Below are 24,953 nucleotides of genomic sequence, written 5' to 3'. Positions count from 1 at the left end.
TATACTAAAATAATTTCTTACCAACTTGCTTTTTTAACTCCGGGTATTAACCCCTTAGAAGCCATTTCCCTAAATTGGATACGGGAAATTCCAAACTGGCGAATATACCCTTTTGGACGACCTGTAAGGCTGCAACGATTGTGCAGACGTACAGGTGAAGCATTCTTAGGTAGAGCTTGTAGCGCTTCGTAATCGCCATCGGCTTTCAACTGCGCTCTTTTAGCTGCATATTTAGCAACCAGTTTAGCTCTTTTTACCTCGCGAGCTTTCATTGATTCTTTTGCCATCTTATATCAATTCTTTTTTTGCGTTTTTAAATGGTAATCCGAACTCTCTAAGTAAAGCATAACCTTCTTCATCTGTTTTTGCAGAAGTTACAAAGGTAATATTCATTCCCAAAATACGGCTAATGTTGTCGATATTAATTTCAGGGAAGATAATCTGCTCTTCGATACCTAGTGTATAGTTTCCACGTCCGTCAAGCTTACTTTCGATACCTTTAAAGTCACGAATACGAGGAAGTGCTACACGTACAAGTCTTTCAAGGAATTCATACATCTTTTCGTTACGCAATGTTACCATTACGCCAATCGGCATCTTACGACGCAACTTAAAGTTAGAGATATCCTTTTTAGAGTATGTCGCAACAGCTTTTTGACCTGTGATGGTTGAGATTTCGTTAACTGCTGTTTCGATAATTTTCTTATCTGCAACTGCAAGACCAAGACCTTGGTTGATAACTATTTTCTTCAACACAGGCACCTGCATTGTTGACTTATAACCGAATTCTGTCATCAAAGAAGCAACAATACGGTCTTTATATTCAGTCTTAAGAGTTGTTGTATTGCTCATTATTTAATTTCCTCCCCTGATTTTTTAGCGTAACGTACTAGCTTACCATCTACTTCTTTACGGCCCACACGTGTAGGTTTTCCTGTTTTAGGGTCTACTACGTTCAGGTTAGAGATATGGATAGCAGCTTCTTTCTTTTCAATTCCTCCTTGAGGACTTTTAGCATTAGGCTTAGTATGTTTCGATACCATGTTAAGGCCTTCTACGATAGCGCGTTGTTTTTCTACAAAGACTCTCAACACACGACCGGTTTTACCTTTATCGACACCAGTATTCACATAAACTATATCGCCTTTTTTGATATGTAATTTACTCATTGCTTTTTAGTTTTTTGAATTATAGTACCTCTGGTGCCAATGAAACGATTTTCATGTTTGTTGCGCGAAGTTCGCGAGCAACCGGTCCGAAAATACGGCTTCCTCTGATATCACCTGCTGCGTTTAGCAATACACAAGCATTGTCGTCGAAACGTATATAAGAACCATCTGCACGACGGATTTCTTTTTTTGTACGTACGATCATTGCTTTTGTTACAGCACCTTTCTTAATATCACTCGAAGGGATTACATTCTTGATAGCAACCACAATCACATCCCCTACAGACGCATAACGTCTTCTTGTACCGCCTAATACGCGGATACATAAGCATTCTCTAGCTCCACTGTTATCAGTAACTACTAGTCTTGATTCTTGTTGTATCATAATTATTTAGCCCTTTCGATTATTTCTATTAATCTCCATCTCTTTGTTTTACTCAACGGACGAGTTTCCATAATACGTACTGTGTCGCCAATGTTGCACTCGTTTTTTTCGTCGTGAGCGTGATATTTCTTCGTTTTGTTAACGAATTTTCCATAAATAGGGTGTTTTTCTTTCCATTTTACAGCCACAGTGATGGTTTTATCCATCTTGTTACTGAAAACGACCCCGAATCTTTCTTTTCTTAAATTTCTCGTTTCCATCAGCTCTTAATTATTTTTTTAGTTCTCTTTGGCGCAACTCTGTAAGGAAACGTGCGATATCGCGACGTTTTTCTTTAATCTTAGTCGGATTGTCCAATGGAGATACACTGTGGTTTAACACCATTTGGTCTAACGCTGTTCTTTCAGCATCTAGTCTTTCATTCAATTCTTTGTCCGAAAGCTCTCTTACTTCTGCAATTTTCATACTTCTTAAGCGTTTTGAGTTAAGTCATAATCTCTGCGAACTACAAATTTTGTAGTCACAGGAAGCTTTTGTGCTGCTAGGCGCAATGCTTCTTTTGCCACATCATAAGATACACCTTCGATTTCGAATATGATTCTTCCTGGTGTAACGGGTGCAACGAAACCTTCCGGCGATCCCTTACCTTTACCCATACGTACTTCGGCAGGTTTCTTAGTGATAGGTTTGTCAGGGAAAATTCTAACCCAAACTTGTCCTTGACGCTGCATGTAACGAGTTACTGCAATACGAGCCGCTTCGATTTGGCGTCCTGTGATCCATTTGTTTTCCAGGGTTTTGATGCCAAATGAACCGAAAGCCAATTCATGCCCTCTTTGAGCAATGCCTTTCATACGACCTTTTTGCTGTCTTCTGAATTTTGTTTTCTTCGGTTGTAACATTTTACTTCAAACGTTTTTTAATTACTTTCTCTTATTTCTCTTGAAACCTTTTCCTTGGTCACCTCTGTCGTTGCGACGGTTGTCTCCACCTCTGTTACCAGAGTGTCCACCATCTTTGGCAGCTGTGAATGAAGGAGCAAGGTCTTTCTTACCGTAAACTTCTCCACGGCAAATCCATACTTTAATACCAATCAAACCAACTTTTGTTAGTGCTTCGGCATGTGCATAATCAATATCGGCACGGAATGTATGAAGTGGTGTACGCCCTTCTTTGTACATTTCGGAACGAGCCATTTCAGCACCATTCAGACGACCTGATATTTGAATTTTGATACCTTCTGCACCCATTCTCATTGTTGAAGCAATTGCCATTTTGATAGCACGACGGTAAGCGATTTTACCTTCTACCTGACGGGCTACATTGTTGGCAACGATAACTGCGTCCAACTCTGGTTTTTTGATTTCAAAAATGTTGATTTGGATATCTTTATCTGTAATCTTCTTCAACTCTTCTTTCAGCTTGTCTACTTCTTGTCCGCCTTTACCGATGATAATACCCGGACGAGCTGTACAAACTGTGATAGTTACAAGTTTCAAAGTTCTTTCGATAACGATGCGAGATACACTAGCTTTAGCCAGACGGGCATTCAGATATTTACGGATTTTGCTGTCTTCCAACAAAGTATTTCCATATCTTTTGCCTCCATACCAATTAGAATCCCATCCACGGATGATACCTAAACGATTTGCTATTGGATTAACTTTTTGTCCCATCTGCTAATTAATTTTGATTTTCTTTATTAAGTGTATCTACGTGAAGGGTCACATGATTTGAACGTTTACGTATTCTGTAACCTCTTCCCTGCGGAGCTGGACGCATTCTTTTCAGCATGGCTCCACCATCTACGTTTACCAATGATACATACAACTCTCCACTTTCTGCTTTACGCTCATTTTTTGCTTCCCAGTTGGCGATAGCAGAGCGTAACAATTTTTCTATTCTTGCAGCAGCTTCTTTATTTGAGTATTTCAATACACCAAGAGCTCTAAATGCTTCCATTCCACGTATCATGTCGACAACAAGGCGCATTTTGCGTGGAGAAGTAGGAACATCATTTAGCTTGGCGAAAGCAATAGTCTTTTTAGCTTCTTTTCTTGCTTCAGCTACTATATGTTTTCTTTTACCCATTTTAATGTTTACTTTTTATTAATTTACTGGCTTCTGCTCCAATTATTTTTTCTTATTACCTCCGTGTCCACGGAATGTGCGTGTAAGAGAGAATTCTCCTAACTTGTGCCCTACCATGTTTTCTGTCACATATACAGGAATAAATTTATTTCCGTTGTGAACAGCAATAGTATGACCTACAAAGTCGGGGGATATCATTGAAGCTCTTGCCCATGTCTTAACCACAGCTTTCTTACCTGACTCATTCATGGCCAAGACTTTTTTCTCAAGCTTAACATTAATATACGGGCCTTTTTTTAACGAACGACTCATAATTTTCTATTGATTAATCAGGTTATTATTTTTTTCTTCTTTCGATTATGTACTTAGAAGAATGTTTCTTAGGAGCTCTAGTTTTGAGACCCTTAGCGTACAATCCTTTACGTGAACGTGGGTGACCTCCTGAAGCACGACCTTCACCACCACCCATTGGGTGATCGACAGGGTTCATTACTACACCTCGGTTGTGAGGACGGCGGCCTAGCCAACGAGAACGACCGGCTTTACCTGATTTCTCTAGTCCGTGATCTGAGTTTCCTACACTACCGATAGTAGCTTTACATGTAGAAAGGATCTTACGTGTTTCGCCTGAAGGCATTCTTATGATTGCGTAGTTTCCTTCGCGAGAAGTTAACTGTGCAAAAGCACCTGCCGAACGAACCATTTTAGCTCCCTGACCTGGACGAAGTTCGATATTATGAACAACTGTACCGATTGGAATTTTTGCCAAAGGCAATGCATTACCAACCTCAGGAGCAGCATCAGCTCCGGATACCACTGTTTGACCTACTTCCAAACCTTCTGGTGCTAAGATATAAGTTTTAGCTCCGTCTACATAATACAACAAAGCGATACGAGCCGAACGGTTCGGATCATATTCGATTGTTTTTACAGTGGCTGGAATTCCGTCTTTCGTTCTCTTGAAGTCTATAAGCCTGAATTTTCTCTTATGACCGCCGCCGAGATAACGCATAGTCATCTTACCGGTATTGTTACGGCCACCAGACGCTTTTTTACCGACTACAAGGGATTTTTCTGGTACACTTGCAGTGATTTCTTGGAATGTACCAATAATTTTGTGTCTCTGCCCCGGTGTTGTGGGCTTTAATTTACGTACTGCCATTTTTTATTTAGATATTACTAAAAAAGTCTATACTTTCACCTTCTTTCAGGGTGATTATTGCTTTCTTGAATGCAGGAGTCTTACCTTTTATCACACCAGCTTTTGTGTAACGGCTTTTTAGCTTTCCGGAGTAGTTAATTGTATTTACAGACTTAACTGTTACGCCATAAAGCTCTTCTACTGCGTTCTTAATCTCCACTTTGTTTGCACTTGGAGCAACACGAAAACCGTAACGATTCGGAAACTTTTCTGAAATCGCGGTTTGCTTTTCTGTTAAAATTGGTTTTATCAAAATTCCCATAGTATTCTCTCCTTATGCTTTTAATAAAAGATTATCTATAATAGCAACCGAAGACTCAGCCAATACTAGACTTGTACAGTTAAGTATTGAGTAAGTGTTTAAATCAGAAGCTTTTACAACTTTTACTCTTTCTAAATTACGAGCCGACAAATATACATTTTTATTTTGGTCTGGCAAAACTAGAAGTATCTTTTTATCAGCCACTTGCAAATTTTTAGCCAATGCTACAAAATCTTTAGTTTTTGGAGAGTCGAAAGACAAGTCTTCAACTACCAAAATTTGATTTTCTTTTGCTTTAGCAGCAAGGGCAGATTTACGAGCAAGTACTCTTACTTTTTTGTTCAATTTGAAGCCGTAGTCTCTTGGTTTTGGACCAAATACACGCGCTCCACCAACCAATATAGGTGATTTGATATCACCACGGCGAGCACCACCTCCACCTTTCTGACGGATCAACTTACGTGTACTTCCTGACAACTCACTTCTTTCTTTAGTTTTGTGAGTACCTTGACGTTGATTCGCAAGATATAGTTTCACGTCCAACCAAAGAACATGATCGTTAGGCTCAATTGCATAAATAGCATCATTCAACGCTACTTTTTTACCGGTTTCTTTACCGTTTTTATCTAATACACTCAGTTCCATTATCTTTCTATTCTAACGATTGAACCTTTACTTCCCGGTACTGAACCTTTTATTAATAAAAGATTATGTTCCGGAATTATTTTAATAATCACAAGGTTTTGAACAGTAACTTGTTTGTTACCCATCTGACCACCCATTCTTGTTCCTTTAAACACCTTTGCAGGGTACGAACAAGCTCCGATAGAACCCGGAGCACGAAGACGGTTATGTTGTCCTAGAGTAGCTTCACCTACCCCACGGAAACCATGGCGTTTAACAACCCCTTGGAAACCTTTACCTTTCGACACTCCAGTTACGTCAATAAAAGGGTCGTCCATTGAGAACATTCCGTCTACTGTAATAACGTCTCCTAGATTGTATTTCTCTTCATACTTGAACTCGGCCAAGTGTCTTTGAGGTGCAACTCCGGCTTTCTTAAAATGGCCGATTTCGGGCTTACTGGTATGCTTGTCTTTCTTTTCAACAAAGCCTATCTGTACAGCCTCGTAACCATCTTTTTCAGATGTTTTAACCTGAGTAACAACACAAGGACCCACTTCGACTACAGTGCATGGAATATTTTTTCCCTCGGCACTGAATACGGATGTCATTCCGATTTTCTTTCCTAATAATCCTGGCATTTCTCTAAATTATTTATTTAAACTAATATAAATTTTCATCAAACTTTGATTTCTACTTCTACACCACTTGGCAATTCCAGCTTCATGAGTGCATCTACAGTTTTTGCTGTTGAGCTGTAGATATCGATCAATCTCTTATAAGAAGATAGTTCGAACTGCTCACGAGATTTCTTGTTTACGAAAGTTGAACGGTTAACAGTAAAAATACGTTTGTGAGTTGGTAACGGAATTGGACCGCTTACTACTGCACCTGTTGCTTTCACTGTTTTCACGATTTTCTCAGCAGATTTGTCTACCAATGTGTAATCGTACGATTTCAGTTTAATTCTAATCTTTTGACTCATCTTTTGTTTTTAGTTAATTATTAAAATAAATTCTATATAAAAATATTAAAGACTGCAATTAAGAGTCATTTACTAATTGCAGTCTCTTTTATTATTTGATCAAATCAACGCGACCTTTAACCTCAGTTAATACCTGACGTGCGATAGATGGCGAAACTTCTTCGTAGTGAGAGAATGTCATCGCTGACGTTGCTCTACCCGAAGTGATTGTTCTCAAAGAAGTCACATATCCAAACATTTCTGCCAATGGCACTTTAGCTTTCACGATACGTGCACCTGAACGGCTAGACTCCATACCTTCTACCTGACCACGACGTTTGTTTAGGTCAGAAATCACATCACCCATGCTTTCTTCCGGAGTTACTACTTCCAGTTTCATGATAGGCTCTTGCAATGTAGGTCCGGCTTTCTCACATGCATTTCTGAAAGCAAGCTTAGCACAAAGCTCGAAAGACAACTGGTCAGAGTCTACTGTATGGTAAGAACCATCAACAAGCACAACTTTCAGTTTATCTAACGCATATCCTGCAAGCACACCATTCTTCATTGCAGCTGCAAATCCTTTCTGAACTGAAGGGATAAATTCCTTAGGAACGTTACCACCTTTCACTTCATCGATAAATTGAAGTTCTCCTTCAAATCCTGGATCTGTTGGACCAACTTTAACAATAATATCGGCAAACTTACCACGACCCCCGGTTTGTTTTTTGTAAACCTCACGAAGATCAACAGTTTGAGTAATTGCTTCTTTATATGATACCTGAGGACGACCTTGATTACATTCAACCTTAAATTCACGTTTCAGACGGTCGATGATAATTTCAAGGTGAAGCTCACCCATACCTTCGATAATAGTCTGTCCTGAATCCTGATCGGTATGAACACGGAATGTTGGATCTTCTTCTGCAAGTTTTCCTAATCCTGTAGCCAATTTATCCACATCTTTTTGAGTGATCGGCTCAACAGCGATACCAATAACCGGTTCTGGGAAGTCCATAGATTCAAGTACGATAGGATTGTTTTCGTCACATAGTGTATCACCTGTACGAATATCTTTAAATCCTACACCTGCACCTATATCTCCACAACCAATTACTTCTTTCGGATTTTGTTTGTTAGAGTGCATCTGGAACAAACGTGAGATACGTTCTTTCTTCTCAGAGCGGCTGTTATAAACATACGATCCGGCTGCTAATTCTCCCGAATAAACACGGAAGAAACACAAGCGTCCTACGAATGGGTCTGTTGCGATTTTGAATGCCAAAGCAGCCATTGGCTCACTTGGGCTTGGGTGACGAACGATAGTAGCTCCTGTTCTTGGGTCTGTACCTTCGATAGCTACTGTATCTATTGGGCTAGGCAAGAATTTACATACAGCATCCAATAACGGTTGAACTCCTTTATTTTTGAAAGAAGAACCACACAACATTGGATTGATCTGCATAGAAAGAGTACCGATGCGTAGTGCTGCGATAATTTCTTCTTCTGTGATTGAAGACGGATCATCAAAGAATTTTTCCATCAACGTTTCATCACATTCTGCAGCTTTTTCAAGCATTTTCTCTCTCCATTCTTGAGCTTCAGCTAGATATTCGGAAGGAATTTCGTCCAACTCGTAGTCTGCACCCATTGTTTCATCATGCCAGTACATCGCCTTCATTTTGATAAGGTCGATGATTCCCTTGAAGTGTTCTTCTGCTCCAATCGGAATCTGAACCGGACATGGGTTACCATTCAACATTTCTTTTATTTGGCGTACCACTTCAAAGAAATCTGCTCCCGAACGGTCCATTTTATTTACATAACACATACGAGGAACATCGTATTTGTCAGCCTGACGCCATACTGTTTCCGACTGAGGTTCAACACCACTTACAGCATCGTAAGCAGCAATTGCTCCATCAAGAATACGGAGTGAACGCTCTACCTCTACTGTAAAGTCAACGTGTCCGGGAGTATCGATCAAGTTGATCTTAAACATTTCATTGTCATACTTCCAGCTTGCTGTGGTAGCGGCAGATGTAATAGTAATACCCCTTTCTTGCTCTTGCTCCATCCAGTCCATAGTGGCAGCGCCATCATGTACTTCTCCAATCTTATGTGTAAGACCGGTATAAAACAGGATACGTTCAGATGTAGTGGTTTTACCGGCATCGATGTGCGCCATGATGCCTATATTTCTTGTATTCTTTAAACTGTCATTAACCTTTGCCATTGTTTTTTAACTCTTCCTTTTTGTTAGAATCTGAAATGAGCGAATGCACGGTTAGCTTCAGCCATTCTATGCATATCTTCTTTTCTTTTGAATGCGCCTCCTTGATTGTTGTATGCATCTGAGATTTCTGCGCCTAATTTGTCTGCCATAGTCTTACCACCTCTCTTGCGAGCATAAAGGATAAGATTTTTCATACAGATAGATTCTTTGCGGTCTGGGCGAATTTCGGTAGGAACCTGAAATGTTGCACCACCTACACGGCGTGACTTCACTTCTACTTGAGGAGTTACATTATCTAGAGCTGCTTTCCATATCTCGAGAGCAGTTTTTTCGTCGTTTGGTAATTTCTTCTTCACGATCTCCAATGCAGTATAGAAGATATCGAATGCAGTAGATTTTTTACCATCATACATTAAGTGGTTAACAAACTTTGTAACCTTTACATCACCGAAAACAGGATCCGGGAGGATCTGTCTTTTCTTTGGTTTTGCTTTTCTCATTTTTTTTACTAAAAAATTTTGTTTTTGTTTTTGGTTGCCAATTTTAGATGCCTTCAAAAGTTCCGCCGAACTATTTACTCAACCTATATATAGCCTATCCAATAAACTTAAACCGTTTTAATACTTAATTAAAAATCTCGGTTAAAGGGATTGCCTCAGGTAATTATTTTTTCTTACCCTTAGCTGCAGCTGCCGCTGGTGCTCCCGGTTTAGGACGTTTTGCTCCGTATTTAGAGCGGCGTTGTGTACGACCATTTACTCCTGCAGTATCCAATGTTCCACGTACAATGTGGTAACGAACACCCGGAAGGTCTTTCACACGACCACCTCTAACAAGTACAATTGAGTGCTCTTGCAAATTGTGACCTTCTCCAGGTATATAAGCATTCACTTCTTTTGAATTTGTTAAACGCACACGTGCTACCTTACGCATCGCTGAGTTAGGTTTTTTAGGAGTTGTTGTATATACACGGATACAAACACCTCTACGTTGAGGACATGCATCCAATGCACGAGACTTACTCTTTTCAACCAAAACCGCCCGTCCTTTTCTTACTAATTGTTGAATTGTAGGCATGTTGTTTTAATCTTTTGAACTTTTAAAATTCAGTTTTTAATTATACATTTAATTAGCAAATAACACAAGAAACGAACGCTATTCGAATGACAATCAACATATTGCCATCAGAACAAGCCCTTTTCATGCATTATTCGGGTTGCAAATGTAGACATAATCAGCTAATTACACAAATATTTGAAAAGAAAATTGAACAAAAAAAGCAAGATGGAACGTGAATATTCCATCTTGCCACTAAAATTCCGTAGTTTTTATAAAATGCTTCTGTTAGAATGAAAAGTCCACTCCCGCAGCAAATACCTTGTTTGTACGTGAAAATACGTCTTTACCCGGTAAATCTGCAGAGCTTAAATATTTCTCTTTATTTACTGTCCAGTCTGAATATGTTGTCCAGAAATAACCTACATTTATAAGAACGTTTTTGGCAACATTTACCGCACCACCTAAACCTATAGAATATGAGTTGATAGAGAAACTTAAATCTCTCTGATACTCATCTTTTACGCCATAGCGGGTGATTTGTCCTCCGGCACTTACCAAGAACATGTCATCTATTTTATATTCGGCTCCAAATAAATATTCATTTGTACCTCCGTTTATATGCTTTTGTTTATCGTCTGCCATTTTAGCATCCGAGTCGAAAAAGTGGTGATAACCAACACTTGCCAACAGCTTCGGTGTAATCTGATAGGAAGCTCCTACTGTGAATAGAGCAGGAATATCGTGAGGAGTATTTACTCCATCTTTAAACAAGCCTGTATCATCCACTTTGGTTTTATTCTCTACGTTGAGAGCTGTACGAAATTCATATTTCATACCGACATTCAGGTTATTATAGCTAAAGTTGAAACCAAGAATAGGAGAAATACCCCATCCGGATTGTGATGAATCAAGATTTTTATCAGCTACAGCTTTTGCATTATTTTCGTACGCCTGCCCTGCAATTACATATCCCGCCTGAACCTGCTGTATCTGCATTTGATTAAACTGCTCGGCATTTCCAATATTCAACCCTGCCCTTAGTTGGTCGGCCATCGCTTGCGACAGCTTTCCTGCAGTAACAAGTTGTCCCACAGTGTATGCACCGGCTCCACTTTCGATAAAAGGATTCAGGTTTGCAGCAGTTCCTTTTGCCAACGAAGCAGCATCATTAAAAAAGGTTTGAGCAGACATCATGCCTCCAGTAGGATTTAACATGGCGTGTTGAGGGTTAAAAGATATATTTCTCAAATGTCCCTCGTATCTGTTATTTACTATATTAAGACGAAAACCGCCATATACCGAAAACATATTATTGATAGCATAACTACCTCCAATCTGAGCACCATATATAAATGACGATCCACGCATATATGCATCTACCGAATAATTATTTGTAGTGATTCCGCTTGCAGCAAGCAAACCCGGCAACATTGCTATAGTTGATTCGAAAGAAGGCAACCCATCATTAAATGTAGCCTTACCGCCGCCGCCTGTCACTGCAATATTTCCGGAAAGCACCCATTTGCCTTTTTTGTATGCAGCCTGAATACTAGGAATAATCGGAGCTGAAGCTGTTCCCTTAAAGCTTTTTGTAGCATCACCACCAAACCCTGCAAATGGAGCAAAAGTGGAAGTTATTGTTCTTGTTTGAAAAGCACTCTGATTGGAAAAAGAGAAATGGAAACCATCGTTAAGTTTTACAAGCCCCGCAGGATTTGTATAAGCGGCGTCTATTTGTACAGATGCATCACGAGCAACCATTCTGATGAAATGCGCACTCTGATTCGTATTGGTAAGAATACCTCCTGCAAAGACATGCGAGGTACTACACAGGGCTAAAACAGCAATAGCCAATGTCTTCTTCATATTCATTTGATATAATTAATTAAAATTGGGCACAAAGATATAAGGAATCTATTAGTTTCAAAAGAAACCATGTTAAAAATGAACATTATCTTATTGATTATCAAATAGATGTTGTCTATGCAACTAATATTTGGGATTCAGAAATCTTCACATTATTTAGGAGACACACTACAGTTTCGACATATTTTATTTTCGTTTGACACTGATATTTAGCGCAAAACAGTAAAAAAATAATAGATTTGCATAATCATTCATTAAAAGTAACATGAACAAATCCGCTCTCTTTCTTGCGCTAAACATAGGGTTAATAACTTCTTTTCTTTCATGCATTAGCGGCAATGCTGAAAAAAAACTTTTTTACGAAGGAGTGCTTTTCAAATATCCACAAAGCTGGACTGTAGAAACGAACGAATTGCCCGGAGAGTCATATTCGATAAAAGGAAAAGAAGGAAATAACATTATATTCATAACATTTACGGAAAAAAGTACAGACTTAAAGGAAGTAATAGAAACGCATCAAAAAAACGTAGACAGAACAAAGTTTGAATACTCAGCAGAGAAAATTGTCCCATCCAAATTTGGAAAATATGACGCATTATCTTCTAAATTCATGATCGTTAGAGATTCTAAAAAATCTTATGGAAACACGTTCGCTCTTAAAGCAGGAAACAAGAGCTATCTTATTATAATGCAAAGCGACACAGAAGATAATCTGAACAAAAGCTTTGAGACGATTAAAAACAGCTTCGAGATAAAGACTAAACCTTAGAGTATAACATTGAGCAAAAAATCTTCATATCAACAGATAATAAAGTCTACCACCATTTTTGGCGGATCTCAGGCATTGATTATTCTCATTGGCATCATCCGAACCAAGATTATTGCCATATTGCTAGGGCCTACGGGAATAGGTATTATCGGCATCTACCAGTCTATCATAGATATGATGCGATCAGGATTCAGTCTCGGACAGGATACGGCGGGAGTAAAAGACATAGCCGAAACCGAAGCCAAAGAAGATCTTACTACACTAAATAGAACGATATCTCGCTTCAACATTTGGTTCAAATGGTCGGCAATCATAGGCTCTGTCATTTGCCTCATCTTATGTTATCCAATTAGCCTTTGGGCGTTCGACAGCAACAAATACACTCTACCAATTGCAGGATTGGCGATTTGCGTATTTCTGGCAATACTCACAACAGGCAAATCAACGATATTACAGGGGATGCGCAAAATTCCAGAGATGGCAAAATCTGCTGTATGGGGTAGCTTAATAGGCTTAATTATCACCATTCCTATATATTTTATCTTCGGGCTGGAAGGTATTATTCCTGCTTTTATTGTATCGGGAGGAATATCTTTTCTCTGTGTTGAATTTTATTACAGGAAACAAAGTGTAGAGAAAGTTAACATCTCGAATAAAGAAGCTTTCTACGAAGGATTAAGCTCTCTAAAACTTGGGATCTATATTGTATCGGCAGGATTTGTAAGCACTGTCAGTATGTTTCTCATCAGAGCATATATTACACGAAACGATGATATTGAAGTGGCCGGACTATTTCAATCGGCATGGACAATAACAAATGTATATCTTGCACTCATACTCAGGTCGATGGGATCAGACTTTTATCCTCGTCTTTCGGCAATAGCCAGCGAAAAGGATAAAATGAAAGCACTCATAAATGAACAGAGCTATATTGTACTGATTATTGCTTCTCCTATTGTTATAGGCATGATGCTTTTCTCCGACTTCGCTTTATCAGTTCTCTATTCGGGAAAGTTTTCGGGAGCGAATACGCTCTTATGCTGGCAGGTAGCAGGCTCGTTCTTGAAAGTACTAAGTTGGCCGATAGCATTTATCATGCTGGTAAAGAATAAAGGACTTATGTTTTTTATATCAGAAGTTTCATATTATAGTGTATATCTCTTCTCCGCCTATATACTCTACCCACTGTATGGTTTAGATGCGACAGGAATCGCATATTTGGCTGCCTATATTGTATATCTGCCTCTTGTATTCATTATCGGACGTAAGCTCTCAGATTTCAAATGGACTAATACCATTATCTCAATGATCCTGATTAATCTAATGCTGATTTGTATTACATTTTTTATCGTGATATACATACCGCAATACAAATATTTGGGAGTAATCACATTATGTGCCTCCGTACTGTATGCCTTCTTCAAATTGAAGAAAGTATTCAACTTAAAAGATTTGGGTAGTTGGTTTAAGAAAGAGTAATTACTTCTTTTTGCGCTCTTTCTCTATTTCTTTTACACGTGGAATAACCAGATTGTCTTCAATAAAGGTATGCGCTTCGAGCTCCTCTTCAGACATATAGAGCTCGGTAAGAACATTTACCATCAGCATCTGATCTGTCGTGCCCGGAACGTACTTTAACAATATCTGTTTCAGATCATTTATTTTCCCTTCAATATCATTATGCCTTTCTTCAAATATATTGATAGAGTATTGCTTATTCGCATCTTTATCAATCAGAGAGTAGACATAAGGAAAAACAACATCATCCTCATACCTCATATGCTCCAATACTTCTTTGGTATAATTGTCAAAGAAATCAAGAACAACGGTTTGTAGCGCTTTGTCTGTTTCGGGGAAAACCAGTTCAAGCTTACGACGAATATTCGGAAGCCTTCTTTCCAAAAAGTAACTGTGTGAATTTTTAAGGTATCTGAGAAACGGTGCAAGAGGTAATTTGCTGAACACCTCTTGTATATTGGTTATACATTTATTTGATTGATAGTTAGCAAGGAACAGGAAACAATCTGTATCAAAATCATTTTCTTTACAAACTGCCTCAACACTCTTTTCGCCGAACCCAAGCGAAATATTTAATCGATTGAGCAATAATAATAAGTGGTAGTCGGCATCTATAAGCTCCGACATCTTCATTTTCTTATTAAATATGATTGTTACATTCTGCATTGTGTACAAGTTTATTCGTCTTGGTATTTTATTTCCGAAATATCCACTAATTTATTAATTATTGCATATATAGTCAATCCAGAAATACTATGAACTTTCAATTTGCGTGTAATATTTCTGCGGTGCGTAATAGCCGTATGGATAGATATACTATGATGATCGGCTATTTCTTTATTACTCATGCCCTTTACAACACTTATCAAAATCTCTTTTTCTCTATCACTCAACTCTTCGGTGTCTGGCTGTCCTCCCGTTTCTTTCTCAAGACATTTCAGTAAAGTTTCTTCAATTTTCGATTCCGAATCATTTATACGTATAACCGCATCATAGGAACGATAAAACTGCTCATCAATAAGATTATAAACGAGAGCTATTATTGCTGTCTGTTTATCCAAATTGAGCTGCTGCCGAATATCATGCCTTGACGTATGCCCCAGCAACATGGGGTTGATAAGAACAGCATCCGGCTTGAGTATATTTATCTGATAATTTATATCTTCCATTTCTCTCAATTCTACAACTTTACCGACGCTATTTAGCTGAGATAAAACATAAACCAGACCTTTACGAATAATATATGAAGTTTCGGCTACAGCCAGCACTTTCTTCGTTTTAGACATCTTTCGATAGTTTTCTTATATAGAATGATTCTTTATAAGTCACAAATTTCGTGATATTTTATTTTATAAACAAATGTTATATAATATAAATACTCCGGACTTGTGTTTCTAAACAATATTTATAGTAGTTTTGTTTATAGGATTTTTAATACATTCCTAATTTATGATCAACTTTAAGCAGATTACACTTTCTGATAAAAAAGTAATGGATGCCGCCTTTGCAGGAAACGAATACCGTGCCTGCGACTTTTGTTTTACAAACCTTTACGCATGGAATGCAAAATTCAAAACGGTATACGCAATAGAACACCGTACAATATTTCTTCGGTTCCAGGATTCTGACGGACAGACATATTATATGATGCCCATCGGAAAAATGCCACTTATTGATGCATTCAAATTAATAGAAGAAGATGCGAGAATAAACAAAATACCATTCCAGATGAAAGGCATCTCATCTGAAATGTGGGGAAAAATACGCAACGAAATTCCAGGAGAGTTCAGATATTTACCCGATCGCAACAACGATGAGTATATCTATCTATCTGAGAAGTTAATTAACCTTTCAGGCAAAAAGCTGCAAAGCAAGCGTAATCACATCAACCGATTTAAGGCAGACAACCCCGACTGGGAATATTTTCCTCTGACCTCCAAGAAAGAGCTGGAAGAGTGTGCATATATGCTCGACGAATGGGAAGAAGTGAATAGCTCAAAAGCCGATTTCTCTCAACGATACGATTATATTGCAACCAAAATTATGCTCGAAAACTTCGAATATCTGCAACTTCGTGGAGGTGCGATCCGTGTTAATGGAAAGATTGTGGCATTCACGATAGGCGAGCAACTTACGGCTGATACTTTCGTTGTGCATGTAGAAAAAGCCTTCAGCGAAGTAAACGGCGCATATACAATTATAAACCAGCAGTTTATAGAACACGAAGCATCTGAATACAAATATATAAACAGAGAGGAAGACATGGGTATAGCAAACCTTCGTAAGGCAAAAATGTCATACTACCCTGATATATTATTAGAAGAAGGAATTCTTATTCCATTTGTGTAACATTATTTTATATTATCGTTCTCATGATACAATTCGCCAATGAGCAAACAGCAGAATTAGTACGTCGTATGTGGAAAATATGCTTCGAGGATACGGACGAGTTTCTAGACATCCTTTTCACATACAAATACAAGCATGAGAATACACTGATATATTTTGAAGAAGGAGAAGCGGTTGCAAGCCTTCAAATGTTGCCGTATACAATAAACTTCTACCGGCAGGAAATCCCTTTTGCATACATGGCAGGACTATGCACATTGCCCGAACACAGAAAAAAAGGCTACATGGCACAGCTGCTTCATGAAGCGCATAGGATACTTGCCAAAAGAAATATACCTCTTGCAATACTGATTCCTGCAGAAGAATGGCTGTATGACTTTTATAAGAAATATGGATATGAACAAGTATTCGATAAGGGAGAAGATATTATCCCTATCAAAGAAATACTAGATACATATTCCGATAATATCGATATGGCTTATCAAACGTTCGATCAATTATTCAGATTCAGAGACTTTTGTGTGCAAAAGAACAGAAATGACTTTGAGGCTATAGCCAAAGAGTACAAACTGGACGGATACCCCGAAAAAAGGGATCTGCCCGGCATGGCACGTGTGATAGATGCATGGACTCTTTTAGACCTATATGCAAAAGATAATCTATCTAAGAAATTCAGAATAAAAGTAACGGATTGTTCGCAGGGAGATACTCCTCAAATATATTCAATAGACTGTGGAAATGTAGATTTCATATTAGAATCGGAAGGCTCGTTTGATATAGAAACAGACATCCGATTGCTATGCAGACTCTTGTTTGGCTACAAGATTCATGAGCTTGAAGAAAAACATCAACGGTTTTTTGAAGACCATCAGCCGATTATGAATCTGATGTTGGAATAAAAGATTTTTTAAGAAGACTGATGTCTTTTCTGAATTATCTATCGAAGAAATAACTTATCTTTGAATTTTAGTAATATAGTATCGCATATATGCTCGAAAACTTTGGAATAAAAGATATAATTGATATACTATTGGTAGCTACAGTAATGTACCAATTATATAGGATTGTCTCCAAATCGGGTACAGGAGCCATATTCAATGGTGTATTGGCTTTCATGATCTTATGGATACTTGTATCTAAAGTCCTGGAGATGCGCCTTATGGGTGCCATCCTCGACAAATTTGTCGATATTGGACTCATCGTACTCATCATTATCTTCCAAGATGAAATCCGACGCTTTTTGATGACGCTCGGCTCCAATCGCACCTTCCGTTTCTTTGCACGGTTCTTCAGTTCAAAAGAACGTGGAGGTCTCTCAGAGCCAGTTATTACCTCTCTGGTTTTAGCATGTATGAATATGGCCAAAACATATACAGGGGCACTTATTGTTATCGAACAGGAGATTAAGCTAGGACAATATGAAGAAACAGGCGAAGTTTTAGATGCCGAGATCAGCACCCGCCTGATAGAAAATATATTCTTTAAAAACACACCTTTACACGACGGAGCTTTGATTATATCAGGAAACAAAATTAAAGCCGCCGGATGTATCCTTCCCATTTCTCAAAATCAAGAAATACCCAAATCTCTCGGATTAAGACACCGAGCAGCCCTCGGTATATCGCAAGAAACCGATGCCAAAGCAATTGTCATATCAGAAGAAAGGGGTAAAATATCCTTTGTAAGCGAAGGGAAAATACAAACGAATATATCACCCGAAAGGCTACAAGAACTTCTCACTGAAACTATTTTGGTAAAAAAGAAGAAAACATAAACGAGCCGATATACCATGAAAATGCCCATTAAAAATTTATTATTCGTACATGTTTCACTTCTATTTTGTTTTTCTTTATCTGCCGAAAATATTCCGATAAAGATAACGAAGCAATACTTGAACCTGCCTGTTTCGCAGAAAGCAGAAAGAAAAAGGATGAGCTTTAGTGTAGATGGAAAAGAGGACAGATCATTTGTAATACGCCTATCTGCGAATCCCGATTACTGGGTATTTTGCGATATGGCAGCTTATAAGGGTAAGACTATAAACATCAGCTATGAGGGTGATCCATCAGGATTAAGCAAAATCTATCAGGATGACAGAATAGAAGGGCATGAAAATCTGTATAAAGAAAAGAACCGTCCGCAATTTCACTTCACTACTCAACGAGGGTGGATAAACGATCCCAATGGATTGATATACTACGATGGTGAATACCATCTTTTCTATCAACATAATCCTTACGAACGTGAATGGGAAAACATGCACTGGGGACATGCCGTAAGCAAAGACCTGATACATTGGCAACAATTACCCGAAGCACTATATCCCGATCATTTGGGCACAATGTTCTCCGGCTCAACAATCATTGATTATGATAATACAGCGGGATATAACAAGAAAGACAATCCTGCGATGATAGCCTTTTATACAGCAGATAGCTCTGAAAAGCAAGTACAATGCATGGCTTACAGTCTTGACAAAGGGCGTACATGGACAAAATATGACAAAAACCCGCTTATAGACTCAAAAGACAAATGGAATAGCAAAGACACACGTGACCCGAAAGTTTTTTGGTATACTCCGTCAAAACATTGGGTAATGGTACTGAATGAAAGAGACGGGCACTCAATATACACTTCTAAAAATCTGAAAGATTGGAATTACGAAAGCCATATTACAGGATTTTGGGAATGCCCCGAACTATTTGAGCTACCGATAGACGGTAACAAAAACAATACCAAATGGGTGATGTATGGAGCTTCGGGAACATATATGCTAGGCTCTTTTGACGGAAAGACATTCACTCCTGAGGCTGGAAAATATTATTATACTTCGGGATCAATTTATGCTGCACAGACATTTACAAACATCCCCGACAGTGATGGCAGACGCATACAAATAGGATGGGGACGCATAAACCAACCCTATATGCCATTCAATGGAATGATGCTACTCCCTACCGAGCTAACTCTAAAAACCACAAAAGACGGCGTAAGGTTGATAAACAATCCGATAAAAGAGACGGAACAATTGTTTACCCCTGTTCAAAAATGGAGCAATCTGAAATCGGATGATGCCAACAACAAGATGAAAGAGTTCTACAACTCAGACTGCCTGCGCATCAAAACAACAATTAAGCTATCACATGCTACAGATGCAGGGCTCAACCTATTTGGTCAACGGCTGATAAATTATGATATGAATGGAAACATGCTGAACGGAATGTTCTATTCGCCACAAGACATGACGAGTATGGAACTTTCAGCTGATATTTATATAGATCGCACATCTGTAGAAGTATTTATCGACGGAGGAATATTCTCATATTCGATGGAACGCAAACCCGATAGCAATAATACAGAAGGGTTCCACTTTTGGGGGAACAATATCGAGGTCAAAAATCTGGAGGTATATTCAGCAAAATCGATTTGGTAGAATTCCGGTTATTGCTGTTCTACAAGAGAATCATACACCGCTTTTGAGATTTGAGCAATTATACCGCAGTTCACATCATTGCTTTCCATCGAGTCGGCAACAAATACAACCAAAGAATAATATCGACCGTCGGGTAATTGTATGATTGCAATATCGTTTTCCGCTGCCTTCAACCCTTCGGCATTACGAAACGAACTCCCTGTTTTGTGTGCGACGAATGTCCCTTCGGGAAGCAATTCTTTTATTTTATTTTCACCTGTAGTAGTGCCAGCCAGCGCATTCCATAAAAATTCATGAGAAGGCTGAGGTAAGATATTCTGTGTTCTAAATATTTCTAAAACTTGTGCAGTAGTATAGGGGGTAGACCAGTTAGTATACTGTACATCCCAAGGTCCGTGCATTTCTTCTTCTGTGGCAGCAATGGCGAACTCAGATAGACCAAGCCCTCTTATGTATTTATCGACCTCTGCTGTACCTCCTACCAAGCGAAACAGGATATCACACGCATTATTATCACTATTAGAAACTGTATATTTGATAAGATCGGCAACAGAGAGATACATCTCCCCATGGGGATAATCGCCCCTTAACGGGCTGTGAGTATTGGGGAGCAAGTCACTTTTTTTCACATAAACCTGATGATCTAAAGTGAGATTATTCTTATTTAGATAATCTAATACAGCCAATGCTAAATGAAACTTGTATACACTTTGGGTGGGATAACGAAAATTATTATTGATAGTCAACGTGTCTTTTCCATCTACAATAAGAGCCACACCAACTGTAGCATCCTTACCCTCGATTATTTTCTGAATCTTGTTTCTCAAAACGTCATTTTGTGAAAACACAGGAAAAGCAACCACTATGGCTGAAAAAAGAAATAAAAGTTTCTTCATTAACATTAATCTATCAAACGTAATTGTTCTTTTAATCGTAAAATTTCGTCCTGCATCGTATCTATCTTATCCAATAGGTTTTGAATAACATCAATCCCTGCCACATTAATAGACAGATCGTAGTACCAGCGTACATACTGATCCAAGTGCCTCAACTGCGAAATATGTATATACCGTTCGTTATCAACAATGCTTACCTGTATCAGTCCTTCATTTTCAAGCTGCACAATAAAATCGGGCTCTACTTGGTTTTGAATACAATATTCGTGTATAATAATCAGTTCTGAATTCATAACTGTGGCGCTTTAAATTAAGACTTTGCTAACTTTTCGAACAGTTCCCTCTGTTCTGCATTCAGGTTGGTAGGAATTTTCACCGTATAGGTAATAATCAGATCTCCAAAATGTCCATCCTTTTTATATACAGGAAAACCTTTCCCTTTTAGGCGAACTTTTGTTCCATTCTGAGTTCCGGCAGCGACCTTCAATTTTACTTTTCCAGTAAAAGTGTCCACCGTTTCATCTCCGCCAAGCACAGCAGTATACAAGCTAATATCTGCATTGGTATACAAGTCATTTCCTACTCTTTTGAATTTCGGATCCTCTTGTATCACGAACGTAATATACAGATCACCGTTAGGACGGCCATTTCTACCGGGAGCTCCTTGCCCTGCCAACTTTATTACTTGGCCGTCTGCTACCCCTGCGGGAATTGTTATTCGTAAGTTTTTCCCATTTAGAGTTAATGTCTGTTTATGGGTTTCAGAGGCATCACGCAAACTTAAGTGCAGCTCGGTAGTGTAATCTTGTCCTCTAAATGCACTTGTTCGAGAACCTCTGGATGCGCCCCTTCCACCGAAGAGAGATTCGAAGAAATCCGAGAACCCTCCTTCGTCTTCACCGGAAAAGCTATATGCCTTTCCGCCAAAGTCGCCACCAAAGCTGCTATAATCAGCAAAACCTCCATTCTGAGCTTGTTGCTGACGTGCTTTTTCAAATTCTTCGGCATGCTTCCAGTTCTCTCCGTACTCGTCATACTTTTTCCGTTTTTCGGGGTCGGACAGAACTTCATTCGCTTCATTTATCTGCTGAAATTTCTTCTTTGCTTCCTCATCATTAGGATTTATGTCAGGGTGATATTTACGGGCTAACTTTCGGTAAGCCTTTTTTATATCATCGCCACTGGCAGTTTTAGATACACCTAAAATGCTGTAATAATCTATAAATGCCATATATTTTTCAATTATGAGTCAGAAGCATCAGAATATCAACTCCTGACCGAATTTATTTTTTCTTTGTTTTTAAGTTCGTTATATATCCTCAGACAAGCCCATGCATCGAGTGCAGCATACATTTTCTGTGAGTCAGAAAGTACATCTACTTCCCAGTTTGACAGGCGTTGCCCTTTTGATATCCTCTTTTCAAAAAGTATGCCATAAATACGCTGTAAGCCATTGTCTTCTATACCGTAATCTTTAACAAAAGACTGTAATTCGACGAAGTTAGCCGGAGCCAAACTCATCCGCTTGTGTATCGCCGAGAAGTCATCTTTCAGCGACAGCCCGATCTTCTTCACGGCAGGATTGACAAGAAGTTCGGCCAGACAAGCAGGAAACCCGATGAGATTGAGCCGGAATAGGAAACAGGTATCGATTGTAGACAACTGCATAAGTGCTATCTGATGCGTCACTCCCTTACGAAAAGCAGGGCGGGTCTCTGTATCAAATCCGATAGCCTCACATTTGCTAAGATAGTCGCATGCTTTCTTTGCTTCGGTTTCTTCTTGTATTACGATTATTCTACCCGGAAAAACTTCCTGTGCATAAGTAGACAATTCAGCTTTGGATATAGTGTTTACCATAATTCATTTGTATCAGCAGATTCGAGATCTTCATCAAGGTTATCATTTACTATCGTATATTTGAGTGAGTGCAAAGCTCTCAAAACATTTACCAGCTTCTGCCCCCAATATGATTTAAAATTCTCTATACACAAATATAGTGCATCATTCATATTGTCTGTTACACCTCTTTCAAAAACTGTGATGAAGTTCTTCAAATCCTGATAGATATCCGAGAGATCTTCGCTTACACTGGCAGTAATAGGAGTGTCGCTATATTTCATATCCTGAAGAAAAACTTCAAGATACGCATCATTATTCTGAAATACATCATATAGCTTTGAAGAAATATAATTATAATCTCCCTCCGTTACTGTTATCTCTGGTTCCTCCTCTTCATTTATGATATCTGTCTCGGGCACAAGAGAAGCTTTTAAGTAAAGCAGAGGAAGAAGCTTCGTAAGCTTATCTATCAACTCCGCTTCGCTTACATCTTCAAAGCTTTCAAGATAACCACAATATTGTACTGCGACTGTTACAAATTCAATTGTATCACGAGAATAAACGATCTCTCTTAACTGGTTCTCCATTCTATATTTTAATTTTGCTGTCGTTTTACGGACTCAATTATATTATCTAAACTATATTCTGATCTACACAAAACAGATCGTTGATTTTTCTTTAAGTAACAAATTTAACCTATTATTTTGTTAACCGCATTGTTCGGATAATATATTTTATTATCAATCATCCCCCGTTTCTACTCCTTATTTGGATACACTTGCTATTTACCTTATCTTTGCACCTTCTTTCAAAGAATTAGTAAATATATTATACTCTATACTTTCTTACCGAAAAAGAGTATAATTCATTTTTTAACACTATAAAAATTAGCACGAAATGGGAGATACTCCAAATTGCCCTGCATGCAGCATGGAAAATACATATTTTGATGGTACTATGTTTATTTGCCCCGACTGTTTTCACGAATGGACAGGCGAAGCAAAAGCAGAATCAGACGATATGACACCACGAGACAGCAACGGAGCAGAACTACAAGACGGAGATGCTGTTACGGTAATCAAAGATCTGAAAGTAAAAGGTTCATCGATGGTAATAAAAAGAGGTACAAAGGTAAGAAGCATCCGTCTTACAGAGGAGCCAACTGAAGTGGATTGCAAGATAGACGGATCGAGCATTGTACTTAAAACATGCTTCCTAAAGAAATAAGACACATTTAGCCCTTCTGGTATTTAAAATACATAAAAAATATTTTTTTCTTTGAGTCTATTTTTTAACCTAATATAAGTCTTTTTTATAGGGAGGACTATATAACTTTGCATCCATTATGCAGTACAGCCTATTCCCTCAATATAAATATAAATTTTTCAGCCTGGGTAGTGGTAGCAGTGGAAATTGCTACTATCTGGGAACGAATGAATATGGTGTACTCATCGATGCCGGTATAGGGATACGTTCCATACAAAAAGCCCTTCGCGAATACGGTGTCTCATTCGATAAAATCATAGCCGTATTGGTAACCCACGATCATGCCGATCATATCAAAACAGTGGGATGCCTTGGTGACAAATACAATATCCCTGTTTATGCAACGGAGACAGTACATAACGGCATCTTAAGAAACAGGGCTGTACGCGCAAGCTTGGTTCACTCAAGAAAAGTTATAGAAAAAGAGCAAACATTCTCTATCAGAGAATTTCAGATAACCGCTTTTGACGTTCCTCACGATAGTATCGAGAATGTAGGGTATCACATTGAGTTCGATGAGCAGACGTTTGTATTAGTAACAGATATCGGGCGGATTACCGATACGATAAAAGAATATGCCGCGAAGGCAAATCACCTGGTAATTGAAGCCAACTACGACGAATATATGCTTCAGGCGGGTAAATATCCTTACTATCTGAAACAACGCATCGGCAATGGCATGGGGCATCTTAGTAACCGTCTATCTGCTCAGTTTATTGCAAGTATATACAGCGAAAACCTTCAGAACATCTGGCTTTGCCACCTCAGCCAAGACAATAATCATCCCGAAATAGCTTTTAAAGCTGTAGAACAAGCCCTCTATGACAATGGAGTGGTAGTAGGCAAGAACGTAAAACTAGAAACGTTGAGCCGCTATAAAGTGTCGGGACTGAGAGAGTTCTGAGAGACATCTCACTCACGTTGAACATCACAAGAAATATCACCTCTTTATTTTATTAAAGACTCAGCTTCAAATAATGAAAAAAGTAAGATTGCAATAATCGCAGAAAATCTGTTACTTTT

Annotated in this window: 34 protein-coding genes; 8 read left to right on the top strand and 26 right to left on the bottom strand. The window is 38.6% G+C overall.

The window, feature by feature from the left end:
* Positions 1-17 precede the first annotated feature (17 nt).
* From rpsN to HMPREF9456_RS02010, 19 genes are all read right to left on the bottom strand, one after another.
* A complete protein-coding gene (gene rpsN / locus HMPREF9456_RS02100) occupies positions 18-287 on the bottom strand; it encodes a 30S ribosomal protein S14 (RefSeq protein WP_006841797.1) in 270 nt (89 codons plus the stop codon).
* Position 288: 1 nt separating this feature from the next.
* Positions 289-852 (bottom strand): 50S ribosomal protein L5, encoded by a 564-nt coding sequence (rplE, locus tag HMPREF9456_RS02095; RefSeq protein ID WP_006841796.1) that lies wholly within the window; start codon positions 850-852, stop codon positions 289-291.
* Positions 852-1,169: a 50S ribosomal protein L24 gene (gene rplX, locus HMPREF9456_RS02090; RefSeq protein WP_006841795.1), complete on the bottom strand. Its 318-nt coding sequence runs from the start codon at positions 1,167-1,169 to the stop codon at positions 852-854. The genes rplE and rplX overlap by 1 nt, the downstream gene beginning before the upstream one ends.
* Positions 1,170-1,188: 19 nt before the next feature.
* The gene (gene rplN / locus HMPREF9456_RS02085) at positions 1,189-1,554 is read right to left on the bottom strand and encodes a 50S ribosomal protein L14 (protein ID WP_006841794.1); all 366 of its coding nucleotides are present in this window, start codon (positions 1,552-1,554) and stop codon (positions 1,189-1,191) included.
* A 2-nt stretch (positions 1,555-1,556) separates the two neighbouring features.
* Positions 1,557-1,814: a 30S ribosomal protein S17 gene (gene rpsQ / locus HMPREF9456_RS02080; RefSeq protein ID WP_006800252.1), complete on the bottom strand. Its 258-nt coding sequence runs from the start codon at positions 1,812-1,814 to the stop codon at positions 1,557-1,559.
* A gap of 10 nt (positions 1,815-1,824) precedes the next feature.
* On the bottom strand, positions 1,825-2,019 hold the full coding sequence (gene rpmC, locus HMPREF9456_RS02075) for a 50S ribosomal protein L29 (protein WP_006841793.1): 195 nt from the start codon (positions 2,017-2,019) through the stop codon (positions 1,825-1,827).
* A gap of 5 nt (positions 2,020-2,024) precedes the next feature.
* Positions 2,025-2,456 carry a 50S ribosomal protein L16 gene (rplP, locus tag HMPREF9456_RS02070; RefSeq protein ID WP_006841792.1) on the bottom strand — a complete coding sequence of 144 codons (432 nt, stop codon included), beginning with the start codon at positions 2,454-2,456 and terminating at the stop codon, positions 2,025-2,027.
* 21 nt (positions 2,457-2,477) lie between these two features.
* Positions 2,478-3,230 carry a 30S ribosomal protein S3 gene (rpsC, locus tag HMPREF9456_RS02065; RefSeq protein WP_006841791.1) on the bottom strand — a complete coding sequence of 251 codons (753 nt, stop codon included), beginning with the start codon at positions 3,228-3,230 and terminating at the stop codon, positions 2,478-2,480.
* A 7-nt stretch (positions 3,231-3,237) separates the two neighbouring features.
* On the bottom strand, positions 3,238-3,645 hold the full coding sequence (rplV, locus tag HMPREF9456_RS02060; protein ID WP_006841790.1) for a 50S ribosomal protein L22: 408 nt from the start codon (positions 3,643-3,645) through the stop codon (positions 3,238-3,240).
* Between the two features lie 42 nt (positions 3,646-3,687).
* Positions 3,688-3,957, bottom strand: coding sequence for a 30S ribosomal protein S19 (gene rpsS / locus HMPREF9456_RS02055; RefSeq protein ID WP_006800257.1), 270 nt, complete (start codon positions 3,955-3,957; stop codon positions 3,688-3,690).
* A 25-nt stretch (positions 3,958-3,982) separates the two neighbouring features.
* Complete coding sequence (gene rplB, locus HMPREF9456_RS02050) at positions 3,983-4,807, bottom strand: 50S ribosomal protein L2 (RefSeq protein WP_006841789.1); 825 nt, start codon at positions 4,805-4,807, stop codon at positions 3,983-3,985.
* A gap of 7 nt (positions 4,808-4,814) precedes the next feature.
* The gene (rplW, locus tag HMPREF9456_RS02045) at positions 4,815-5,108 is read right to left on the bottom strand and encodes a 50S ribosomal protein L23 (protein ID WP_006841788.1); all 294 of its coding nucleotides are present in this window, start codon (positions 5,106-5,108) and stop codon (positions 4,815-4,817) included.
* Positions 5,109-5,120: 12 nt separating this feature from the next.
* Entirely contained in the window at positions 5,121-5,753 is a 633-nt protein-coding gene (gene rplD, locus HMPREF9456_RS02040; protein WP_006841787.1) for a 50S ribosomal protein L4, read from the bottom strand.
* A complete protein-coding gene (gene rplC, locus HMPREF9456_RS02035; protein ID WP_006841786.1) occupies positions 5,753-6,373 on the bottom strand; it encodes a 50S ribosomal protein L3 in 621 nt (206 codons plus the stop codon). The genes rplD and rplC overlap by 1 nt, the downstream gene beginning before the upstream one ends.
* 38 nt (positions 6,374-6,411) lie before the next feature.
* Positions 6,412-6,717 (bottom strand): 30S ribosomal protein S10, encoded by a 306-nt coding sequence (rpsJ, locus tag HMPREF9456_RS02030; protein ID WP_006841785.1) that lies wholly within the window; start codon positions 6,715-6,717, stop codon positions 6,412-6,414.
* Positions 6,718-6,808: 91 nt separating this feature from the next.
* Positions 6,809-8,932 carry an elongation factor G gene (gene fusA, locus HMPREF9456_RS02025; RefSeq protein ID WP_006841784.1) on the bottom strand — a complete coding sequence of 708 codons (2,124 nt, stop codon included), beginning with the start codon at positions 8,930-8,932 and terminating at the stop codon, positions 6,809-6,811.
* 23 nt (positions 8,933-8,955) lie between these two features.
* Positions 8,956-9,432, bottom strand: a complete 477-nt coding sequence (gene rpsG / locus HMPREF9456_RS02020) for a 30S ribosomal protein S7 (RefSeq protein WP_006841783.1) — start codon at positions 9,430-9,432, stop codon at positions 8,956-8,958.
* Between the two features lie 163 nt (positions 9,433-9,595).
* Positions 9,596-10,009 carry a 30S ribosomal protein S12 gene (gene rpsL / locus HMPREF9456_RS02015; RefSeq protein WP_006841782.1) on the bottom strand — a complete coding sequence of 138 codons (414 nt, stop codon included), beginning with the start codon at positions 10,007-10,009 and terminating at the stop codon, positions 9,596-9,598.
* 267 nt (positions 10,010-10,276) lie between these two features.
* A complete protein-coding gene (locus tag HMPREF9456_RS02010; RefSeq protein ID WP_026176988.1) occupies positions 10,277-11,857 on the bottom strand; it encodes a hypothetical protein in 1,581 nt (526 codons plus the stop codon).
* Positions 11,858-12,122: 265 nt separating this feature from the next.
* Here HMPREF9456_RS02010 and HMPREF9456_RS02005 point away from each other — a divergent pair, with 265 nt between their 5' ends.
* Together HMPREF9456_RS02005 and HMPREF9456_RS02000 are read left to right on the top strand one after the other, a co-directional pair.
* Positions 12,123-12,626 carry a hypothetical protein gene (locus HMPREF9456_RS02005; RefSeq protein ID WP_006841780.1) on the top strand — a complete coding sequence of 168 codons (504 nt, stop codon included), beginning with the start codon at positions 12,123-12,125 and terminating at the stop codon, positions 12,624-12,626.
* Positions 12,627-12,635: 9 nt separating this feature from the next.
* Positions 12,636-14,105, top strand: a complete 1,470-nt coding sequence (locus HMPREF9456_RS02000; protein ID WP_006841779.1) for an oligosaccharide flippase family protein — start codon at positions 12,636-12,638, stop codon at positions 14,103-14,105.
* Here the strand turns inward: HMPREF9456_RS02000 and HMPREF9456_RS01995 are convergent, their stop codons facing one another.
* Positions 14,106-14,810 (bottom strand): hemerythrin domain-containing protein, encoded by a 705-nt coding sequence (locus HMPREF9456_RS01995; RefSeq protein ID WP_006841778.1) that lies wholly within the window; start codon positions 14,808-14,810, stop codon positions 14,106-14,108.
* 11 nt (positions 14,811-14,821) lie between these two features.
* Complete coding sequence (locus HMPREF9456_RS01990) at positions 14,822-15,430, bottom strand: LuxR C-terminal-related transcriptional regulator (protein ID WP_006841777.1); 609 nt, start codon at positions 15,428-15,430, stop codon at positions 14,822-14,824.
* Positions 15,431-15,593: 163 nt separating this feature from the next.
* On the opposite strand from HMPREF9456_RS01990, the gene HMPREF9456_RS01985 reads away from it, so the two are divergent.
* The 4 genes from HMPREF9456_RS01985 (at position 15,594) to HMPREF9456_RS01970 (ending at position 19,926) form a co-directional block, all read left to right on the top strand.
* Positions 15,594-16,493, top strand: coding sequence for a DUF2156 domain-containing protein (locus HMPREF9456_RS01985; RefSeq protein ID WP_006841776.1), 900 nt, complete (start codon positions 15,594-15,596; stop codon positions 16,491-16,493).
* Positions 16,494-16,516: 23 nt separating this feature from the next.
* Positions 16,517-17,392 carry a GNAT family N-acetyltransferase gene (locus tag HMPREF9456_RS01980; protein WP_006841775.1) on the top strand — a complete coding sequence of 292 codons (876 nt, stop codon included), beginning with the start codon at positions 16,517-16,519 and terminating at the stop codon, positions 17,390-17,392.
* 89 nt (positions 17,393-17,481) lie between these two features.
* Positions 17,482-18,267, top strand: coding sequence for a diadenylate cyclase CdaA (cdaA, locus tag HMPREF9456_RS01975; RefSeq protein WP_006841774.1), 786 nt, complete (start codon positions 17,482-17,484; stop codon positions 18,265-18,267).
* Between the two features lie 15 nt (positions 18,268-18,282).
* Positions 18,283-19,926: a glycoside hydrolase family 32 protein gene (locus HMPREF9456_RS01970; protein WP_006841773.1), complete on the top strand. Its 1,644-nt coding sequence runs from the start codon at positions 18,283-18,285 to the stop codon at positions 19,924-19,926.
* Between the two features lie 8 nt (positions 19,927-19,934).
* Here the strand turns inward: HMPREF9456_RS01970 and bla are convergent, their stop codons facing one another.
* Genes bla through HMPREF9456_RS01945 form a run of 5 tightly spaced genes read right to left on the bottom strand, consistent with a single transcriptional unit; the run spans position 19,935 to position 23,251 of the window.
* Positions 19,935-20,822: a class A beta-lactamase, subclass A2 gene (gene bla / locus HMPREF9456_RS01965; RefSeq protein WP_026176990.1), complete on the bottom strand. Its 888-nt coding sequence runs from the start codon at positions 20,820-20,822 to the stop codon at positions 19,935-19,937.
* Between the two features lie 5 nt (positions 20,823-20,827).
* Positions 20,828-21,115 (bottom strand): chaperone modulator CbpM, encoded by a 288-nt coding sequence (locus HMPREF9456_RS01960; RefSeq protein ID WP_006841771.1) that lies wholly within the window; start codon positions 21,113-21,115, stop codon positions 20,828-20,830.
* Positions 21,116-21,132: 17 nt separating this feature from the next.
* Positions 21,133-22,053, bottom strand: coding sequence for a DnaJ C-terminal domain-containing protein (locus HMPREF9456_RS01955; protein WP_006841770.1), 921 nt, complete (start codon positions 22,051-22,053; stop codon positions 21,133-21,135).
* Positions 22,054-22,088: 35 nt separating this feature from the next.
* Complete coding sequence (locus tag HMPREF9456_RS01950) at positions 22,089-22,682, bottom strand: 3'-5' exonuclease (RefSeq protein ID WP_006841769.1); 594 nt, start codon at positions 22,680-22,682, stop codon at positions 22,089-22,091.
* Entirely contained in the window at positions 22,676-23,251 is a 576-nt protein-coding gene (locus tag HMPREF9456_RS01945; protein WP_006841768.1) for a DUF5063 domain-containing protein, read from the bottom strand. Before HMPREF9456_RS01945 ends, HMPREF9456_RS01950 begins: the two co-directional genes overlap by 7 nt.
* A gap of 310 nt (positions 23,252-23,561) precedes the next feature.
* Between HMPREF9456_RS01945 and HMPREF9456_RS01940 the strand changes: the two genes are divergently transcribed.
* Complete coding sequence (locus tag HMPREF9456_RS01940) at positions 23,562-23,891, top strand: zinc ribbon domain-containing protein YjdM (RefSeq protein ID WP_006841767.1); 330 nt, start codon at positions 23,562-23,564, stop codon at positions 23,889-23,891.
* 118 nt (positions 23,892-24,009) lie between these two features.
* Complete coding sequence (locus tag HMPREF9456_RS01935) at positions 24,010-24,834, top strand: MBL fold metallo-hydrolase (protein ID WP_006841766.1); 825 nt, start codon at positions 24,010-24,012, stop codon at positions 24,832-24,834.
* The last annotated feature ends 119 nt before the right edge of the window (positions 24,835-24,953 follow it).

Origin of the sequence: Dysgonomonas mossii DSM 22836, from assembly GCF_000213575.1 — a bacterium.
GTDB lineage: Bacteria > Bacteroidota > Bacteroidia > Bacteroidales > Dysgonomonadaceae > Dysgonomonas > Dysgonomonas mossii.
The sequence above is the reverse complement of the archived record's forward strand: the minus strand, read 5'-3'. Positions and strand labels throughout refer to the sequence as shown.

Excerpts from the sequence above, each read along its gene's own strand:
- rpsN (WP_006841797.1), bottom strand. The coding sequence starts at position 287 with ATGGCAAAAGAATCAATGAAAGCTCGCGAGGTAAAAAGAGCTAAACTG.
- rplE (WP_006841796.1), bottom strand. The coding sequence starts at position 852 with ATGAGCAATACAACAACTCTTAAGACTGAATATAAAGACCGTATTGTT.
- rplX (WP_006841795.1), bottom strand. The coding sequence starts at position 1,169 with ATGAGTAAATTACATATCAAAAAAGGCGATATAGTTTATGTGAATACT.
- rplN (WP_006841794.1), bottom strand. The coding sequence starts at position 1,554 with ATGATACAACAAGAATCAAGACTAGTAGTTACTGATAACAGTGGAGCT.
- rpsQ (WP_006800252.1), bottom strand. The coding sequence starts at position 1,814 with ATGGAAACGAGAAATTTAAGAAAAGAAAGATTCGGGGTCGTTTTCAGT.
- rpmC (WP_006841793.1), bottom strand. The coding sequence starts at position 2,019 with ATGAAAATTGCAGAAGTAAGAGAGCTTTCGGACAAAGAATTGAATGAA.
- rplP (WP_006841792.1), bottom strand. The coding sequence starts at position 2,456 with ATGTTACAACCGAAGAAAACAAAATTCAGAAGACAGCAAAAAGGTCGT.
- rpsC (WP_006841791.1), bottom strand. The coding sequence starts at position 3,230 with ATGGGACAAAAAGTTAATCCAATAGCAAATCGTTTAGGTATCATCCGT.
- rplV (WP_006841790.1), bottom strand. The coding sequence starts at position 3,645 with ATGGGTAAAAGAAAACATATAGTAGCTGAAGCAAGAAAAGAAGCTAAA.
- rpsS (WP_006800257.1), bottom strand. The coding sequence starts at position 3,957 with ATGAGTCGTTCGTTAAAAAAAGGCCCGTATATTAATGTTAAGCTTGAG.
- rplB (WP_006841789.1), bottom strand. The coding sequence starts at position 4,807 with ATGGCAGTACGTAAATTAAAGCCCACAACACCGGGGCAGAGACACAAA.
- rplW (WP_006841788.1), bottom strand. The coding sequence starts at position 5,108 with ATGGGAATTTTGATAAAACCAATTTTAACAGAAAAGCAAACCGCGATT.
- rplD (WP_006841787.1), bottom strand. The coding sequence starts at position 5,753 with ATGGAACTGAGTGTATTAGATAAAAACGGTAAAGAAACCGGTAAAAAA.
- rplC (WP_006841786.1), bottom strand. The coding sequence starts at position 6,373 with ATGCCAGGATTATTAGGAAAGAAAATCGGAATGACATCCGTATTCAGT.
- rpsJ (WP_006841785.1), bottom strand. The coding sequence starts at position 6,717 with ATGAGTCAAAAGATTAGAATTAAACTGAAATCGTACGATTACACATTG.
- fusA (WP_006841784.1), bottom strand. The coding sequence starts at position 8,932 with ATGGCAAAGGTTAATGACAGTTTAAAGAATACAAGAAATATAGGCATC.
- rpsG (WP_006841783.1), bottom strand. The coding sequence starts at position 9,432 with ATGAGAAAAGCAAAACCAAAGAAAAGACAGATCCTCCCGGATCCTGTT.
- rpsL (WP_006841782.1), bottom strand. The coding sequence starts at position 10,009 with ATGCCTACAATTCAACAATTAGTAAGAAAAGGACGGGCGGTTTTGGTT.
- HMPREF9456_RS02010 (WP_026176988.1), bottom strand. The coding sequence starts at position 11,857 with ATGAAGAAGACATTGGCTATTGCTGTTTTAGCCCTGTGTAGTACCTCG.
- HMPREF9456_RS02005 (WP_006841780.1), top strand. The coding sequence starts at position 12,123 with ATGAACAAATCCGCTCTCTTTCTTGCGCTAAACATAGGGTTAATAACT.
- HMPREF9456_RS01995 (WP_006841778.1), bottom strand. The coding sequence starts at position 14,810 with ATGCAGAATGTAACAATCATATTTAATAAGAAAATGAAGATGTCGGAG.
- HMPREF9456_RS01990 (WP_006841777.1), bottom strand. The coding sequence starts at position 15,430 with ATGTCTAAAACGAAGAAAGTGCTGGCTGTAGCCGAAACTTCATATATT.
- HMPREF9456_RS01985 (WP_006841776.1), top strand. The coding sequence starts at position 15,594 with ATGATCAACTTTAAGCAGATTACACTTTCTGATAAAAAAGTAATGGAT.
- HMPREF9456_RS01980 (WP_006841775.1), top strand. The coding sequence starts at position 16,517 with ATGATACAATTCGCCAATGAGCAAACAGCAGAATTAGTACGTCGTATG.
- cdaA (WP_006841774.1), top strand. The coding sequence starts at position 17,482 with ATGCTCGAAAACTTTGGAATAAAAGATATAATTGATATACTATTGGTA.
- HMPREF9456_RS01970 (WP_006841773.1), top strand. The coding sequence starts at position 18,283 with ATGAAAATGCCCATTAAAAATTTATTATTCGTACATGTTTCACTTCTA.
- bla (WP_026176990.1), bottom strand. The coding sequence starts at position 20,822 with ATGAAGAAACTTTTATTTCTTTTTTCAGCCATAGTGGTTGCTTTTCCT.
- HMPREF9456_RS01960 (WP_006841771.1), bottom strand. The coding sequence starts at position 21,115 with ATGAATTCAGAACTGATTATTATACACGAATATTGTATTCAAAACCAA.
- HMPREF9456_RS01955 (WP_006841770.1), bottom strand. The coding sequence starts at position 22,053 with ATGGCATTTATAGATTATTACAGCATTTTAGGTGTATCTAAAACTGCC.
- HMPREF9456_RS01950 (WP_006841769.1), bottom strand. The coding sequence starts at position 22,682 with ATGGTAAACACTATATCCAAAGCTGAATTGTCTACTTATGCACAGGAA.
- HMPREF9456_RS01945 (WP_006841768.1), bottom strand. The coding sequence starts at position 23,251 with ATGGAGAACCAGTTAAGAGAGATCGTTTATTCTCGTGATACAATTGAA.
- HMPREF9456_RS01940 (WP_006841767.1), top strand. The coding sequence starts at position 23,562 with ATGGGAGATACTCCAAATTGCCCTGCATGCAGCATGGAAAATACATAT.
- HMPREF9456_RS01935 (WP_006841766.1), top strand. The coding sequence starts at position 24,010 with ATGCAGTACAGCCTATTCCCTCAATATAAATATAAATTTTTCAGCCTG.